Here is a 15,958-nt window from a genome sequence, read left to right on the forward strand (position 1 = left end):
TGGTATAATATTCCTATGTTAGAAAACAACCGCTTAAATGAATTAATACTCCGTTTTCCCGAGGATGTTCAGTTGATTTTTAAGGACATGATTCCCTCCTATCAGCAGGGCTATGTGGATTATGTCTATCAGACAGATCATTACGCCACCCAAAACCGTCGGATTAAAAATTTGGCAAAAAATTTCCGAAGAATGGATTATTTTTACATCATGCCCCTGCCCCAGGATCTGGCATTGGAAATTGCTAACCAATGGTGCTATCAACCACCTTTGGATGCCTATACGATTAGTGCAAACCCCGAGACTTATGCTGAGATGATTTTACCAGAGGCGCGTGGGGACCGCTTTTTTGCAGTCATCCGCAATGCCGCCCTCATGGGCTATTTCTGTATGGACCAAGATGGCGAGACCGTTGACATTCGTTTGGGCATGAAACCGTCTTTGACAGGTCAGGGAAATGGCAGAGCTTTCTACCAGACTATTGAAGACTATTTAGTAGAGCATGTTCAGCCAGCTAGTATCAACCTGACAGTTGCCAGCTTTCATCAAGCAGCTCAAACCCTCTTTCATGCTCTTGGATTTACAGAAAGAGAAAAGCAAGCAGACTATATCAAAATGGAAAAGAAACTCGTATGCGATTAGATAAATTTTTAGTGGATTGCGGTGTTGGCAGTCGAACAGAAGTCAAGAAACTCCTGAAAAACAAGCAAGTCACAGTCAATGGCCAAGTAGAGACGTCCCCCAAGAAACAGATTGATGAAAAGACGGACCAGATTGCAGTAGCAGGCCAGGTCTTGAGCCATGAAACCTTTGTTTACTATCTATTGAACAAACCCAAGGGAGTTATTTCAGCCACCGAGGATGACCGTCATCGGACTGTCTTGGACTTGCTAGATGATACAGCTCGCCAGAAGGAAATTTTTCCAGTTGGACGCTTGGACATTGATACCCATGGCTTGCTCCTTTTGACCAACAATGGCCAGCTAGCTCATGCTATGCTTTCTCCGAAAAAACATGTGGACAAACGCTACCGTGCACAGGTTGACGGAATCATGACCCAAGAGGATGTCGAACGATTTGTGGCAGGAATTGAGCTGAAAGACTTTACCTGTCAGCCAGCCCAGTTGACTATCTTGGAGATGGCTGAGGTTAAACAGACCTCACTGGTTGACATTACTATCCGAGAAGGGAAATTTCACCAGGTCAAACGCATGGTGCAGGCCTGTGGAAAGACGGTGACAGACTTGCAACGACTGACCATGGGTCCTCTTCGCTTAGATCCAAAATTAGCGCTTGGAGAATACCGCAGGTTGACTGCTGCCGAATTAAAGCAATTAGAAGTCTTTGGTGTGGAATTATAGATAAATAGAAGAGACTTGCTCCCGATTGGAAGCAAGTCCTTTTAAATATCCGCAGCTGCAAAAACAACCTGTCCATCTTGAAATTTTTCAATACGAGCGAGAGAAGTAACAGGGACACCTGCATCTAGTAAGAGCTGGCGACCGTCTTGGAAGGATTTTTCGATGATGATACCAACCCCAGCCACTTGCGCCCCAGCCTGTTGGATAATGTCAATCAAGCCTTTTGCTGCTTGTCCATTGGCTAAAAAGTCATCAACGATTAGAACACGGTCCTCAGGTGACAAAAACTTACTAGCAATAGACACGGTGCTCGTAACTTGCTTGGTAAATGAATAGACTTCGGCAGTCAAAATGCCTTCGGTCATAGTAATATTTTTATGCTTTTTAGCAAAAATCATTGGCACATCTAAGCTTTCTGCAACATAGACGGCTGGTGCAATACCTGAGGCTTCGATCGTGACAACCTTGGTAATTTCTTTAGAGCGATAGGTATCTGCCAAGACCTGCCCCATTTCTTTCATCAAGCGAAAATCAACCTGATGGGTCAAGAATGAGTCAACTTTTAAGATGTTTTCTCCTAATACCTGACCCTCTTTTAAAATGCGTTCTTCCAAAGCTTTCATGTTTATCTTTTCCTCCAAATGCTACTTTTGTGTATTATAGCATTTTTTTGCCAAAATCAAAACAATAAACGAATTTTCGGATTGGAATTTTTTACAAATTGACAAAAATCTCTAAAGAAAACGAACGTTCTTTGCTCGATGGAGTGAAATGTATTGAAAATGATTATATTTTCTGTTAGACTAATACCATTATTTAGGAATAAAGAAGGAGAAATCATGTCTCAGAAAATAACAAATGAACATTCTTCGGATATGCTTTACGGAATTGATGAACAACCACCAAAAGGGATGGCTGTTTTGCTTGCTTTTCAGCATATTTTAGCCGCTTTTGCAGGAATCATCGCAGTGCCTCTAGTCGTTGCAAGTGCCTTGGGCTTATCGGTAGAAGATACTTCTATTATGGTATCAGCCTCTATCTTTGTTGCTGGGATTGCCACCATTTTGCAATCTAAAGGTTTGGGGCCAATTGGTTCACGTGTCTCTGGTATGATGGGGACGGACTTTACCTTTGCCAATCCAGCAATCAGCGTTGGTAGTCAGTTGGGAATTGCTGGTATTGTAGGAGCAACCATTGCTGGTTCATTTGTAGAGATTGCTCTCAGTCGTTTTGTCAAACCCTTGATGCGCTTCTTTCCGCCGTTGATTACGGGGACTGTTGTTTCCCTCATCGGTATTACCCTCATGCCAGTGAGTATGGACTGGGCAGCTGGTGGAGCTGGCGCATCAGACTACGCTTCAGTTGAAAATATCAGTATTGCCTTTATCGTCTTGGTCTTTACTCTGGCATTGAATCATTATGGTAAAGGAATGCTGAAAACAGCGTCAGTCTTCTTCGGTATGGTCTTTGGATATGTCCTCTGTATTCTGCTTGGAAAAGTAGATATGTCTGCTGTTGGAGAAGCAGCCTGGTTTGCTCTTCCTAAAATTTTCCATTATGGTGTAAAATTTGACCTATCTTCTATTCTAGCCTTCATCCCGGCCTATGTTGTATCCTTGATTGGAACGGTGGGGATTATGATGGCCATTGGAGAAGCCTCAAATCAAAAGATTTCTTCTGAGCGGGCAGCAAATGGTGTTTTAGCAGATGGCGTTGGTTCCTTGATTGCCGGTATTTTTGGGGCTGGTCCAAATACAGCCTTCTCACAAAACGTTGGCCTCATTACTTTGACAAAAGTTGCTAGTCGTCATGTCATGATTCTAGCAGGTATTATCTTGACCCTACTTGGTGTCTTTCCCAAATTATCAGCCTTGATTTCCATCATGCCTCAGCCTGTTCTTGGTGGTGTTGGGATTATCATGTTCGGTTTGGTTGCTGCCCAAGGGATTAAGACTCTTGCAACGATTAAAATTGGAGACCGAGAGCTTTTGATTATTTCCATTGCCTTTGCGCTGGGGATTGGAGTGACCGTTCGTCCAGAATTATTGAGTCATCTTCCGTCGGCTCTTCAAATGGTCTTCTCATCAGGTATTTCAACAGGGACCCTGGCTGCACTTGTCTTGAATCTTGTCTTGAAGGAAAAATAAGTAGTTTGTCAAAATGAAATCAGTTTGATAAAAGAGGCTGAGCTCAAGTCTTAAAAATAGAAAACAGCTTAGAATTACTGGGAAGTAAATAGTCAAAAATGTTGACTATTTTTCTTTTCCTGCTATAATAGTAAAAAAGTTTGACTAACGAAAGGAAGTTCCTATGAAAGCTGTTGTGGTTTCAAAAGCTGGTGGGCCAGAGGTTTTGGAAGTAAAAGAAATTGCTAAACCGCAGGTGAAAACAGGTTGGTCCTTGGTAAAAATCAAAGGATTTGGGATCAATCATTCGGAGATTTTTACTAGACAGGGCTTGTCACCAAATGTAGTATTTCCACGGATTTTGGGGATTGAATTGGTCGGCGTCATTGAGGAAACGACAGAGCCAGAAAGGTTACCAGTCGGGCAAAAGGTTGTATCTATTATGGGCGAGCTGGGTCGAGCCTTTGACGGTGGCTATGCCGAGTATGCCTTGGTCCCCAATCAAATCCTCTACCCTGTCCAGACTGATTTGGGCTGGGCAGAACTAGCTAGCGTCCCTGAAACTTACTACACTGCCTACGGTTCCATGAAAAATCTCAAGCTGGAAGCGTCAGATCGGATCTTGGTGCGTGCGGGGGCTAGCGGGGTTGGACAGGCCTTTGTCAAATTAGTGCGGAGCCAGTTTCCAGACCTGCCTATCTACGCTTCTGTCCGCAAGCTAGAAAAGACCGATCAGCTGCTGGCCTCTGGTTTCAGCCAAGTCATCCTCGAAAAAGAGGGGCGTTTGCAGACAGATCTGACCTTCAGCAAGATTCTTGAGCTGGTTGGTCCTGCTACTCTAGCGGATTCCCTGGCTCATCTGGAGGAGGGTGGTATGGTCTGCTCGACGGGGCAGCTGGGTGGCAAGTGGTATCTGGAGGACTTTGACCCCATTGAGCAGTTGCGGCAGAATGTCTATTTGACTACCTTTTATTCGGGCAATGTCAATCAGGACAAGTTGCAGGAGATGTTTGACTACCTAGCTCGTTATCAGGTGCCAGTTGGTCCTGAGAAGATTTTTAGTTTGGATACCATACAGGAGGCTCACCGCTATTTAGAGGGAGCGGAGGCTTTTGGCAAGGTGATTGTGCTGAATAGGGAGGAAGATGATGACAGAATTGAGACAGCGGAGTAAGAACTTGGCCCGTATCTTTGACCAGCAGGTCGGGCTCTACGAGGGTTATGCACGGCGACAGGGGCTAAACGGCAAGTCCTTATCTATTTTGATGTTTATTTATTATATGTCCAGAGGTGTGACGCAGAATTGGATCAGTAAGAAGACTTACTCTAGTAAGCAGGTGGTCAATGCCACCATTAAGAAATTTCTTGATAAGGGCTATGTCTTTTTTGAGGAAAATCCAGCAGACAAACGGCCTAAAAAGGTCAAGCTGACTGAGGAAGGCCGTGTCTATGCCAGTCGGATTTTGGACCCCTTGGAAGAGGCGGAAAAAACAGCCCTGTCCCAGTTCAGCTTGGAAGAACAGGGGCAGTTACTGGACCTCTTTGGTCGCTATGGACAGGCCTTGACGGAAATCTTAGGAGGAGAAACCAATGATTGAGTACCAAAATGTATCCTTGACCTGTCAGGTCAACGGGCCAATCTTGAAGAGTTTGACTTTTGACATTCAGGAGGGAGAATTCTTTGTCCTGATTGGGCCAAGCGGTAGCGGAAAAACAACGACGCTGAAGTTGATCAACCGTCTGATTGAGCAGACAGACGGAGATATTCGGATTCAGGGCAAGCGGCTGAAAGACTTTGACCTACGTGAGCTACGCTTGGAAACCGGCTACGTCCTGCAACAGATTGCTTTATTTCCAAACATGACCGTGGCTGAAAATATCGCTCTTATTCCTGAAATGAAAGGTTTGGGCAAGGATGAAACCTTGAAAAAAACAAGAGAACTTTTAACTAAGGTGGGCTTGGATCCAGACAGCTACCTGGACCGTCTGCCCAAGGACTTGTCTGGGGGAGAAAAGCAGCGAATAGGCATTTTGCGAGCTATTATTGCCAATCCTAAGGTCTTGCTTATGGACGAGCCGTTCTCAGCCCTAGACCCTATTAGTAAAGGGCAGTTGCAGGACTTAATCAAAGACTTGCATGAGGAATTCATGATGACAACGGTTTTCATCACGCATGATATGGATGAAGCAGTTAAGTTGGCAGATCGTATCTGCCTGATGAAGGCAGGTGAGGTAGTTCAGTTGGGCACGCCTGATGAGCTCCGCAACCAGCCTGCTAATGATTTTGTTGTTGAATTTATGAAAAATCGGGGAGGTGCCTAATGGATCAGTTGATTACAACTTTTATCGAACGCAAGGCAGACTGGCTGACAGCCCTCTTTGAGCACCTGCGAATTTCCCTTTTGGCCTTAATCATCGCTATTGCTATTGCGGTACCGCTGGGCTTGATCTTGTCCAATAAGAAAAAGCTGACCGAGTGGAGTTTGCAGGTGACAGGGGTCTTCCAGACCATTCCCTCCTTGGCACTCTTGGGGCTTTTCATTCCCTTTATGGGCATCGGCACGTTGCCTGCGGTGGTGGCTCTGGTCATCTATGCGATTTTCCCCATTTTACAGGGGACTTTGACGGGACTTTCGGAAATCGATCCTTCCCTGGAAGAAGCTGCGACAGCCTTTGGAATGACCAAGCTGGAAAAACTGCGTAAGTTCCAGCTGGCTTTGGCCATGCCTATTCTCATGTCTGGTATTCGGACGGCGTCCATTATGATTATCGGGACGGCAACGCTTGCGGCCTTGGTCGGTGCGGGTGGTCTAGGATCCTTTATCCTTTTGGGAATTGACCGCAACGATTCGGCCCTGATTTTGATTGGGGCGGTGTCGTCAGCCGTCTTGGCAGTTCTCTTTGGCTCCATTATCAAGTTCTTGCAGGACAAGAAACCACGGACTATTTTGGCGACACTTTTGGTCACACTCTTGGCGGTCGGAGCTAGCTATGTTCCGCTCAATCAGTCTTCATCGAAAAAGCTAGTCATCGCTGGGAAATTGGGGGCAGAGCCTGAAATCCTCATCAATATGTACAAGCTCTTGATTGAAGACCAGACGGATATTGAGGTGGAGCTGGAGCCAAACTTTGGCAAAACCAGCTTCCTATACGAAGCCCTTAAGTCAGGCTCGATTGATATTTATCCAGAGTACACTGGTACCATTACGACCACTCTTTTGACTAGTCCACCGTCTGACCTGTCCAACAATCCTGAGGAGGTTTATACCTACGCAAAAGAAGCGATTTTGAAGCAGGATAGCTTGGTTTATCTGGCTCCGACAGACTTTCAAAATACCTTTGCCTTAGCTGTGACAGAAGACTATGCTCAGAAAAACGGTCTTGAAAAGATTTTGGATTTGGCAAAAGTGCAGCAGACAGCTGTCGCAGGCTTCTCTTTGGAGTTTAATGACCGTGAGGACGGGAATATCGGTCTGACCAATCTGTACGGGCTCAATCTTAATGTCAAAACCATGGAGCCTGCCCTTCGCTATGAAGCCATTAAAAACGGAGATGTGCAGCTAGTTGATGCCTACTCAACGGATAGCAAGATTGTTTCTTACAAGCTGAAAATCCTGGAAGACGACAAACAGCTTTTCCCACCCTATCAGGCCGCTCCGCTATTGACAAAAGAAACCTTGGACAAATATCCCGAGTTGGAGCAAGTTTTGGGGGTTCTTTCAGGCAAAATATCGACCGAGGAAATGACCCAGATGAACTATGCGGTCGATGTGGAAGGCAAGTCGGCTGAAGAGGTGGCCAGGGAGTACTTAGAAAAAGAAACTCTACTAAAATAGGAGAGAATGTTATGTCAAATCAATTAGAAAACGCTAAAAATCTTTATCTCCGTGGCATTCGCGACGGGGAAATCAAGGAAGTACATGAGTACTATATGGGAGCCAGCTACACCCAGCACAGTACGGGTGTGTCTGATGAGAAAGAGGGCTTTGCGGCTTTCTTTGCGGACTTTTTCAAACGCAATCCCAAGCGGGAAATCAGCATTGTCCGTGCCATTGAAGACGGAAATTTTGTCTTCGTCCATGTCCACCAGAAACTCAATGGCGGTGAGGCTGAGTGGGTGACGGCGGACATTTTCCGTTCAGATGAAAATGGTCGTATCGTCGAGCATTGGGATGTCATCGATGCCTATCCAAAAACCATTGGTCAAACAGACCCGATTTATGCCGACTTTGAGTTGACAGACCTAGACAAGACTGAGGACAACAAGAAAATCGTCCGTCGTTTCTTGGTCGATGTCCTTCAAAACGGCGAAATCGAGAAGTTTGACGACTATGTGGGAGCTGATCTGATTCAGCACAACCAAGAGATTGCCCAAGGCGGTGCGGCTTATAAGGACTATCTTGTGGAGAATCAAGTCAACTACGACTTTGTCTTTAAGGTGATGGGACAGGGTGACTACGTGGTGGCTTACTCGAAAGTCTGGATTGCAGGTCAGGACTACGCCCACTTTGACATCTACCGCCTCAAAGACGGCAAGATTGTGGAACACTGGGACAACAAAGAAGTCATGCCAGAGAAAAAAGATTTGACGAATTTAGGGAAGTTTTAGGAGGGGATGTCTCCTTCTTTTTTCTTGACTTGTTTGGTTTCTTGGTTGATAATAGAAAAAAAGATATTGGAGTAGTTGCTCATGCTTAAATACCTTCGTGCTCTTCCCTTGATTGTGGTGGCAGGTGCTGTTGTATATCTCTCGATTTGGATGTGGATTGATAATGGGGACTGGACCTACATCATTGCCAGAGTGTCTGGTATGACGGAGAAGCATGCTAACAATCTGGCGCTTATTGCTATCGCCATTCAGTCCCTCTTTTTTACGTCCGATTGGTTTTATAATCGCATTCGTGCCTTTATCAATCGTCGTTTGGAAAAAGCCAGAGGGCTCAATCGGCAGATTTATCTGGGCTACAAGGCTGGAATTGAGTTTTTGATGGCACTACCCAAACGAACTATCTTGTTTAGCTTTTACCTAGTCCTGACTATTTTGGAAAACTTAGGTGTGATTGATAGTGCCAAAGACTATGCGGTGGTCATTGTGTTTATTATTGCCGTGGACCGTGTGACCAAAATCTGGCCGGAGGAAAAGCGGAGGATGATTGAGTTTAGCCAGAAGATTAAGAAACGGATTAAGAGTGTGGAGTAGGGAGATTTGTTTGGATATATTTATTTTTTGAAAATCTAATGCAGGTCTTCTTCTATTGAGAGAATGAACGGGACAGTGTGTTGTCTGTGTCTTACTGAAGGAATTCTAAGCAGTGGTATTGCTCTTGAGCCAAGCTACACTGAAAATAAAGTAGGGTGGAATAATACTTAAGTTTAATAATAAGCGAAGATGGACATATTTTGTCCATCTATTTTTATATACTTCTTATTGAGAATATCAGAATAGAGGGGTAAAGATGAACTATTATCACATAAAACTAATGGGAGATGTACAGCAACTAGAGCGACCGAGTGAATCTTTCGCACAAGAAAATAATTGGATGTATTTTTTGAAGGAAAAAGAAGATTTATTTATTGTAACGGGAGCTGCAAATACAAAACGAGAAATAGCAAAAAAGGTTCAGTCACTTTGGGAAGAGGATGTCTATTTAGATGGCTATTCTTCAATAACTGAGGATGATTTTATTGACAAAGTTGGACGTGAACAGTTGGGAGAATTTGATTATTTCTTATTGAAGCAATCAACGGAAAATAAGCAAGGTCTTACTCCGAATGCAGATGTATTGTCAGAAAATATGATTGGACTCAGCGACTTTAAAAATAGCATTCAGAATTTTGTAAACTATTTAGACTATCAATCAAACTATTTAGAATCGCATACGAAAGAGCCGTTTTTCTTAATTTTCAATGGTCAAAAAGGCAGTGGACGAAAATATGCTCTCCAATATTTAGAACGCTTGTTCGACTTGAAAGCGGTTGATATTCATTGTAGTGAATACTTTCTTCCTAAGACTGATGAAAAGCAATTTCCAGTTGTTTATGACTATTTTAAGGCAAGGGCTCGTCCTAAATTAGAACTTTTCGCTAATATCAATACAAAGAAGGAGAATAATATTTGTATTCTAATTACTCAATCGACCGAAGAAGCTAAAAAAATAGAAATAGAATTACAGGAGGAATACTACAATGTAAATATTATCGAGTTTCCACCTTATACACATGATGAACTAGTTGAAATTGCTATTCAACTATTAGCAAAAAGACGAATTAGTATAGACAAGAAAATTGTTAGGGAGTATGTAGAAAAGGCTTCAAATCTCAACAACGCAAAAGATATTCGACGAATGGTTCAGAGAATCCATGAATATGCGGTGGCAACCAATTATTGTCAAGAAAATGGATTGCTGGATCTGGGTCACTTTAGTTTGCAAAAGGAACAATCTAAAAGCAAATGTGGCCAAGCTGAGAAGAGGCTGAATCAAATGATTGGTCTTCAATCTGTCAAAAAATTGATCAGACAACAAGTTGCTTTTGAACAGCTATCGAAACTTAGGAAAGAAAGAGGTTATCATGTCGAGGAAAGTAACGGGCACTTGTTATTCACAGGAAATCCCGGGACGGGTAAGACAGAGGTAGCTCGTCTTTATACAGAAATCCTATATGAACATGGATTGATCGCAGAAAACAAGATAGTAGAGGTGGGAAGAGCAGACCTTATTGGGGAATATGTTGGTCAAACAGCGCCAAAAATAAAAAAGGTATTTGATAGTGCAAGTGGTGGTGTACTGTTTATCGATGAAGCTTACAGTCTGATTCCACGGAGTGAAAGAGATTTTGCCAATGAAGCTATACCCACCATTATTCAAGAAATGGAAAATCGTCGTAATGAGCTAGTTGTTATTTTTGCCGGTTATAAAGATTTGATGCACAATTTTATAGATACGAATCCGGGATTACAATCTAGAATTTCAAACATCATTCATTTTGAAGATTATTCCGTGGATGAACTCTATGAAATTTTTAGAATAATGTTGAGTAATAAGGGCTATTCCATTGAATCGAGCTGTGAGAGTGCATTGCGCTCGCACTTTTTGAGTCGTTTTAGAAATGAACATTTTGGTAATGGACGCTATGTTCGTAAATTAATAGAAGCTATCTTGTATCAACAGGCAACTCGGGTGATGGAAAAGATAGGCAATAGGACCTTAGAAGAAACAGAGATGAATGTCGTAATAGAAGCTGATATTAAAAATGCCATTCAAGAATTATCAGAGTTGGAATCAACTCAACGGCTAATAGGTTTTGGATTACAGGGATAGAAGAAAGGAATTGCACATGAGTAACAATGGTTTGAAAGAAAACGCTGTGTTTAATGATATGGAAATTTTAGAAATATTTATAGATTTACTATACAGAAATTTGGACTCGGATACCAAGGTGAGAAGCTCTTTTGACAGTATCAATCGGGAAGTGAGTGATTTTTTTGGAATCACACAAAAGAGCTATATCGGACAACTTTTATATATTATTTCAGATGTTGATCACATCAGAAGGAGCTTTGTTGACCACATAGAATTTTACTATCGAGAGATGAATAGGAAGGTGAAAAGAGTAGTCGGAGTCAGTTTGGCTATAGAAATAGTACAAAATGTTCATTTTCTAGAAGAATTTGATGTTGTGATGATTGAAAATATTGAAGAATTTTATAATAGTACCGATGCGATTCAGAAGAAGTTGGCAAGAATTTTGGAAAGTTATCTAGAAACAGGCGGAAAATTACTGGTAACAGGTTGTGAGTTTGATAATTCAAACGACTCATTAAGCAAGATTCTTTACCAAGGAAATTTATTGAATTTGACTTGTTAAGAGTGGTATAATCTTGTTAGAATTGAGGTTTATATGAACGACCAAGAAAGATTGCTTACCATATTTTTACGTTTACAATCAGGAGCACATCTGAAAAAGTCACAGTTGGCAGATGAATTTGGAGTCAGTGAGAAGACAATTCAGAGAGATTTTGCCCTTCTAGGAGGATTTATCGAAAGTCAGCCGATGATTGCAGCAGAGTTAGCCTATGATTCCAAGTACCATACTCGCTTTTTGAAAGGGAAATCACTTTTTAACAAAAAGGAAATTCTAACCATTTCTAAGATTTTGCTAGAAAATCGTGCTTTGAATAAGGAAGAAAATAAGGCTGTTTTAGATAGCTTGTTTGCTCTGGTATCGAAAGATGAGCAGAAAGAAATTTCTGCCATTATCGCCAGTGAACTCTTAAACTATGCCCCGCTTTCAGATACTCAAAACAGAATTGATAAGATTTGGGAATGGTCAGAGGCCATTCGTAAGGAATTGGTATTAGATATTCGCTACCAATCTCCCTACAATGTAGAAAAGAAACACACAGTCTTTCCTGTGTCACTCTACTACGATAGTCATTACTTTTACCTTGTAGCTTATAATCTAAAACATTCATCCTATATGACTTTAAAGTTAGATCGGATTTTAGAATGGAAACTTTCGACTGAGAAGAAGCCAGCTATTTCTTATGGCAAAAAGTTTCGAGATGGTGAGGTACGGAATAAGCGCGTGGATTCTTTTATGGGGCGAGAAATAACTATAAGAGTCAAATTTAGCTACGATCCAACCATTGTCTTGGATCAATTTCCGACAGCAAAGATTATCGAAATCAACTCCGAAGGCAACATCATTGAATTTGTAAGTCAAGATACACCAGGCTTAAAACGTTGGTTGCTGAGTCAGGCAGATGCACTGACTGTGCTTTCCCCGACTTCGCTTGTAGAAGATATGAAACATTTCCTCAAAAATATGCAGGAAAACTATAAAAATTAGATATAGGGGACACTATTTGTCCACTCTGTGTATTAGAATGGTTGTATCAGTACTATAACTCTTGATTGAAAGGAGGGGAAGTATATGCAAGAATGGATTGTGGTAGATCAATTTGGAAATACGATTGCAGGACCGTTTTACGATAAAACAGCTGCGGAAATGCATGCGAAAATGATTCCGAATGCAAGTGTAGAGAAAAAATAGGAGAATAAGTAGAATGACTGATATTACTTTGAGGCATATGACGTTAGAGGAACTGTTGAAGGACAATAGGCTCCATATCCCAAATTATCAACGCCCTTATAAATGGCAACGTAAACACATTCGCCACTTATTCTATGATGTCAAAGAAGTTATAGACTCTAAAAAGGACATTTATCAAGTTGGTTCTCTTATTTTACACGATAAAAAACAAACTTTAGATATTGTTGATGGACAACAGCGGACTATTTCTATTGCCTTATTTTTACAGGCTTTAGGGAAGTTGAGTGACTATATCGGTGCTCAGCAGTTACTGAGTCAAAAATTTGACGTGGTTTCGTGTCAACATGCTAAGGAAAATTTTGAAGAGTGGAAAGTACTGATTGACCTAGATGACGAAAAGGCTCAAAAAGTATGTGACTTTCTTCTTAAAAATTGTGAAATTGCTGTTATTACAATGCCACATGATCGATTATCAGAAGCTTTCCAACTTTTTGATTCTCAAAATAATCGGGGAAAAGCTCTAGAGCCACACGACCTGCTTAAAGCCTATCATTTGAGAAATGCCTCTGAAATCAGTGAAGGTTTGATTGAAAATTGGGAAAAAATTGTTACAGACGAAAAGGTCAATTTAAAAGATTTATTTAACCAATATCTTTTTAGAGTGCGACGGTGGTCAATTGGTGAAACTGGGTTGACCAAGCTTCGTCAGGGTTCATATCTTCGCTTTACAGAAAATTTTATTGATGATTTTAAAGGTGTCGGTTTACATCATAATGATTACCCTTATCTGAATCTTTTTAGACTATTAAAAGAACAAAATATTGATTATCCTATTTCTTTAACGATGCCAATTATTGATGGAGAGTATTTTTTCTCTTACATTAATCAGTCACATAAAATGATTCAAAATAGAGAAACTTGGTTTGAAAATCTCAGTCTAGACTCCAAAATGCTAAAGATTTTACATTCTACTAAACAACGTTATAACCGGAATCGAAATTTATTCGATAATCTAGTATTACTTTTTGTGGATAGGTTTGGTCACGGAGCTTTAGATAAAGATATTGTTGAAACAATTTTTATATGGGCCTATTATCCACGTATAAAAGCGCGTGCCATTTATGATAGCACTTTAGCCAACTATGCTGCGGGTGGAATTTTTCAACGGCGTACAGTTCAAAAATTATTTCAGCTATTACATCATGCTAGTACACCAAGCGATTTTTTGCAGAAAATCAATCGTGATCAATTTGAACATTTTACCTTGGAGAAAATTCTTGAGGAAGAGGAACTTAATAAATGACTAAGACAGCTACTTTGACAGTTACAAAACTTCTGACGGAAGATGAATACATTGTTCCTCTTTATCAGCGAAATTTTTCATGGATATACGATGAGATTGAGCAATTGCTTATTGACATAGCAGATGCTTACAACGAACGTGAAAAACGTCCTGATTATTATATCGGAACACTGGTTGTTCATCAAAAAGGAAATATGTACCATATTATTGATGGACAACAGAGAACAACAGCTTTGACTTTGTTGGCATTGGTTTTGAGAAATGAGTATCACATTCAGATCCCTGACTTGAAACTCTTAAATTTTGAAGCGCGTAAGCAGTCCAATGCTTCTTTGCAGCAGTTATTTGAGAATAGCAGTGCTGAATTTGAGAATATGGATGAGATTATTAGAGGTTACCAAAACACCAAATCAGCACTCAATAAAATTCTGTCCGAACAGTTTAAAATGGAAGTGACAGTATATGCGGAGTACCTCTTTCAACACGTCATTATTTTTAGAAATATGCTACCTACTGACTTAGATTTGAATCTTTATTTTGAGCGGTTTAATTCAAGAGGGGAGCAATTGGAAGCTCATGAAATTATTAAGGCTCAATTGATGGCGAAGCTTGATGATGAAGAAGCTGCTAAGTTTGCTAAGATCTGGGATGCCTGTGCAGATTTCGAAGAACCAGTAGTTAAAGCATTTCAAATGAGAAGGAAAAGAAAGGAAACGTTCAAAGAAAGAGAAAACATTTTTGGTTGGCATTTTTCAAATTATAAATTAGCCAATATCTATCGATTTATTGATAACACAAATAGTTCAAAAAAAAGTATATTAGATACCCTAGAAGACTCAAGTTCATTGGTATTTGATGACATCGTAGACGACGAAGAGACTGGAAAATATACAACCGTAATTAACTTTGAAACGCTACTCTTGTATACTGTTTCTATTATTGAAAATATTCCCCCACAAGATGTTCAGTTAGATGATAAGAAACTTCTTGATGTCTTTACGGTGAGTGAAAAAGGAGGGGATTGGGTCATTTACTTCTCGGAAACTTTATTAAGTATTAGACATCTATTTGATAACTATGTCATTAGAAATGCAAGCGAAGATACATCAAGGCGGTCAAAAAACGACTGGTTTCTTAGCAAAGGTACTTATTATGAGTATCAAAGAGACAATCGGAAAAATACAGATTTCTTTGTAAAAGAACATTTCGAGAATAATACTTTTTCGGATAAAGCAGTGAATGATACCATTATTATGCTTCAGTCTATGTTTGCAGTGACCTTTACATCAAATCGAGATAGTCGTTGGCTATATGAGACTTTGGTCTATCTATTCGAGAATGTTGAGCATTTGCAGGATGAAGTATTTGGACACCAGTTTGTAATTTTTCTAGAAGCGTTGGCAGTTCGATATGCTGAAGGACGGTTATTTATAGAAGATGGTCGAAAATTTAGATGCTACCCTAATATGCCTATCTATGCTTTCAATTTTATTGATTATGTCTTATGGAAAAATCAAAACAATTTACAGGAGTACTTTTTTGATTCAAGGAATTTTAGATTCACTTATCGTCGTTCCGTTGAACATTGGTATCCTCAGAATCCAAATTTTGAAGATAGTGGGATGTTAAGAATGTCTGATAGTTTGCTTCATTCTTTCGGAAACCTTTGTATTATCACGGACAGTCAAAATTCGAAGTTTGGGAACTCTAGACCTCAGGCCAAGTATAGCCAATGGGAAAAGATATTTGGGAACCAAAGTCTAAAACTGCAATGGATGGCTAAACTTACTGGAAATTCGGATGACAATTGGAATAGTGAGGTAATCAGGAGGCATGAGGACAAGATTTTAACGTTAGTTAAGGAATTTATTGAAAGCACGAAAAACATTTGATTCTTTCAGATGTTTTGAATTTCAGTTTATTCCTCATATGTTCGCTAGTCTTGTCTCCAAGAAAAATAAAAATTTACAAAATTCCTTGCAAAAAACCGAACCTGTGTGTTACAATACCAAAAGCGTAGGTTTTTAAACTCATCCCGTGAGGTGAGAAAGACAACAGGAAAAATCAATTAAGGGCCTATGACTATGTATATTTAGAAAGTCTGGGTCTTTTTG

General features: G+C 40.6%; 15 protein-coding genes. 14 read left to right on the forward strand and 1 reads right to left on the reverse strand.

The genetic code is table 11. From position 1 onward, the window contains the following. The first annotated feature begins 72 nt into the window (after positions 1–72). On the forward strand, positions 73–642 hold the full coding sequence (locus tag C1E99_RS02810; protein WP_238146193.1) for a GNAT family N-acetyltransferase: 570 nt from the start codon (positions 73–75) through the stop codon (positions 640–642). Then, the gene (locus tag C1E99_RS02815) at positions 633–1,361 is read left to right on the forward strand and encodes a pseudouridine synthase (protein WP_105206528.1); all 729 of its coding nucleotides are present in this window, start codon (positions 633–635) and stop codon (positions 1,359–1,361) included. The genes C1E99_RS02810 and C1E99_RS02815 overlap by 10 nt, the downstream gene beginning before the upstream one ends. Before the next feature lie 41 nt (positions 1,362–1,402). Here C1E99_RS02815 and C1E99_RS02820 read toward each other — a convergent pair whose 3' ends face one another. Beyond that, complete coding sequence (locus C1E99_RS02820; protein WP_105206529.1) at positions 1,403–1,984, reverse strand: xanthine phosphoribosyltransferase; 582 nt, start codon at positions 1,982–1,984, stop codon at positions 1,403–1,405. A 216-nt stretch (positions 1,985–2,200) separates the two neighbouring features. Between C1E99_RS02820 and C1E99_RS02825 the strand changes: the two genes are divergently transcribed. The 12 genes from C1E99_RS02825 (at position 2,201) to C1E99_RS02880 (ending at position 15,736) form a co-directional block, all read left to right on the forward strand. Then, positions 2,201–3,508 (forward strand): nucleobase:cation symporter-2 family protein, encoded by a 1,308-nt coding sequence (locus C1E99_RS02825; protein WP_105206530.1) that lies wholly within the window; start codon positions 2,201–2,203, stop codon positions 3,506–3,508. 163 nt (positions 3,509–3,671) lie between these two features. After that, positions 3,672–4,661 (forward strand): zinc-binding dehydrogenase, encoded by a 990-nt coding sequence (locus C1E99_RS02830; RefSeq protein ID WP_105206531.1) that lies wholly within the window; start codon positions 3,672–3,674, stop codon positions 4,659–4,661. Next, on the forward strand, positions 4,636–5,085 hold the full coding sequence (locus C1E99_RS02835) for a MarR family winged helix-turn-helix transcriptional regulator (protein WP_105206532.1): 450 nt from the start codon (positions 4,636–4,638) through the stop codon (positions 5,083–5,085). The genes C1E99_RS02830 and C1E99_RS02835 overlap by 26 nt, the downstream gene beginning before the upstream one ends. Next, positions 5,078–5,809 (forward strand): ABC transporter ATP-binding protein, encoded by a 732-nt coding sequence (locus C1E99_RS02840; protein WP_105206533.1) that lies wholly within the window; start codon positions 5,078–5,080, stop codon positions 5,807–5,809. Before C1E99_RS02835 ends, C1E99_RS02840 begins: the two co-directional genes overlap by 8 nt. After that, a complete protein-coding gene (locus C1E99_RS02845; protein ID WP_105206534.1) occupies positions 5,809–7,323 on the forward strand; it encodes an ABC transporter permease/substrate-binding protein in 1,515 nt (504 codons plus the stop codon). Before C1E99_RS02840 ends, C1E99_RS02845 begins: the two co-directional genes overlap by 1 nt. A gap of 11 nt (positions 7,324–7,334) precedes the next feature. Continuing rightward, positions 7,335–8,096: an ester cyclase gene (locus C1E99_RS02850; protein ID WP_105206535.1), complete on the forward strand. Its 762-nt coding sequence runs from the start codon at positions 7,335–7,337 to the stop codon at positions 8,094–8,096. An 81-nt stretch (positions 8,097–8,177) separates the two neighbouring features. After that, positions 8,178–8,687: a hypothetical protein gene (locus tag C1E99_RS02855; protein WP_105108891.1), complete on the forward strand. Its 510-nt coding sequence runs from the start codon at positions 8,178–8,180 to the stop codon at positions 8,685–8,687. Between the two features lie 256 nt (positions 8,688–8,943). Continuing rightward, complete coding sequence (locus C1E99_RS02860) at positions 8,944–10,806, forward strand: AAA family ATPase (RefSeq protein ID WP_238146195.1); 1,863 nt, start codon at positions 8,944–8,946, stop codon at positions 10,804–10,806. 16 nt (positions 10,807–10,822) lie between these two features. After that, positions 10,823–11,353 carry a hypothetical protein gene (locus tag C1E99_RS02865; protein WP_105206536.1) on the forward strand — a complete coding sequence of 177 codons (531 nt, stop codon included), beginning with the start codon at positions 10,823–10,825 and terminating at the stop codon, positions 11,351–11,353. A gap of 33 nt (positions 11,354–11,386) precedes the next feature. Then, positions 11,387–12,337, forward strand: a complete 951-nt coding sequence (locus C1E99_RS02870) for a helix-turn-helix transcriptional regulator (RefSeq protein WP_105120194.1) — start codon at positions 11,387–11,389, stop codon at positions 12,335–12,337. Between the two features lie 217 nt (positions 12,338–12,554). After that, on the forward strand, positions 12,555–13,844 hold the full coding sequence (locus tag C1E99_RS02875; protein WP_105206537.1) for a DUF262 domain-containing protein: 1,290 nt from the start codon (positions 12,555–12,557) through the stop codon (positions 13,842–13,844). Continuing rightward, positions 13,841–15,736 (forward strand): GmrSD restriction endonuclease domain-containing protein, encoded by a 1,896-nt coding sequence (locus C1E99_RS02880; RefSeq protein WP_105206538.1) that lies wholly within the window; start codon positions 13,841–13,843, stop codon positions 15,734–15,736. The genes C1E99_RS02875 and C1E99_RS02880 overlap by 4 nt, the downstream gene beginning before the upstream one ends. Positions 15,737–15,958 lie beyond the last annotated feature (222 nt).

It is taken from the genome of Streptococcus suis (assembly GCF_002964045.1).
Taxonomy (GTDB): Bacteria; Bacillota; Bacilli; order Lactobacillales; family Streptococcaceae; genus Streptococcus; species Streptococcus suis_U.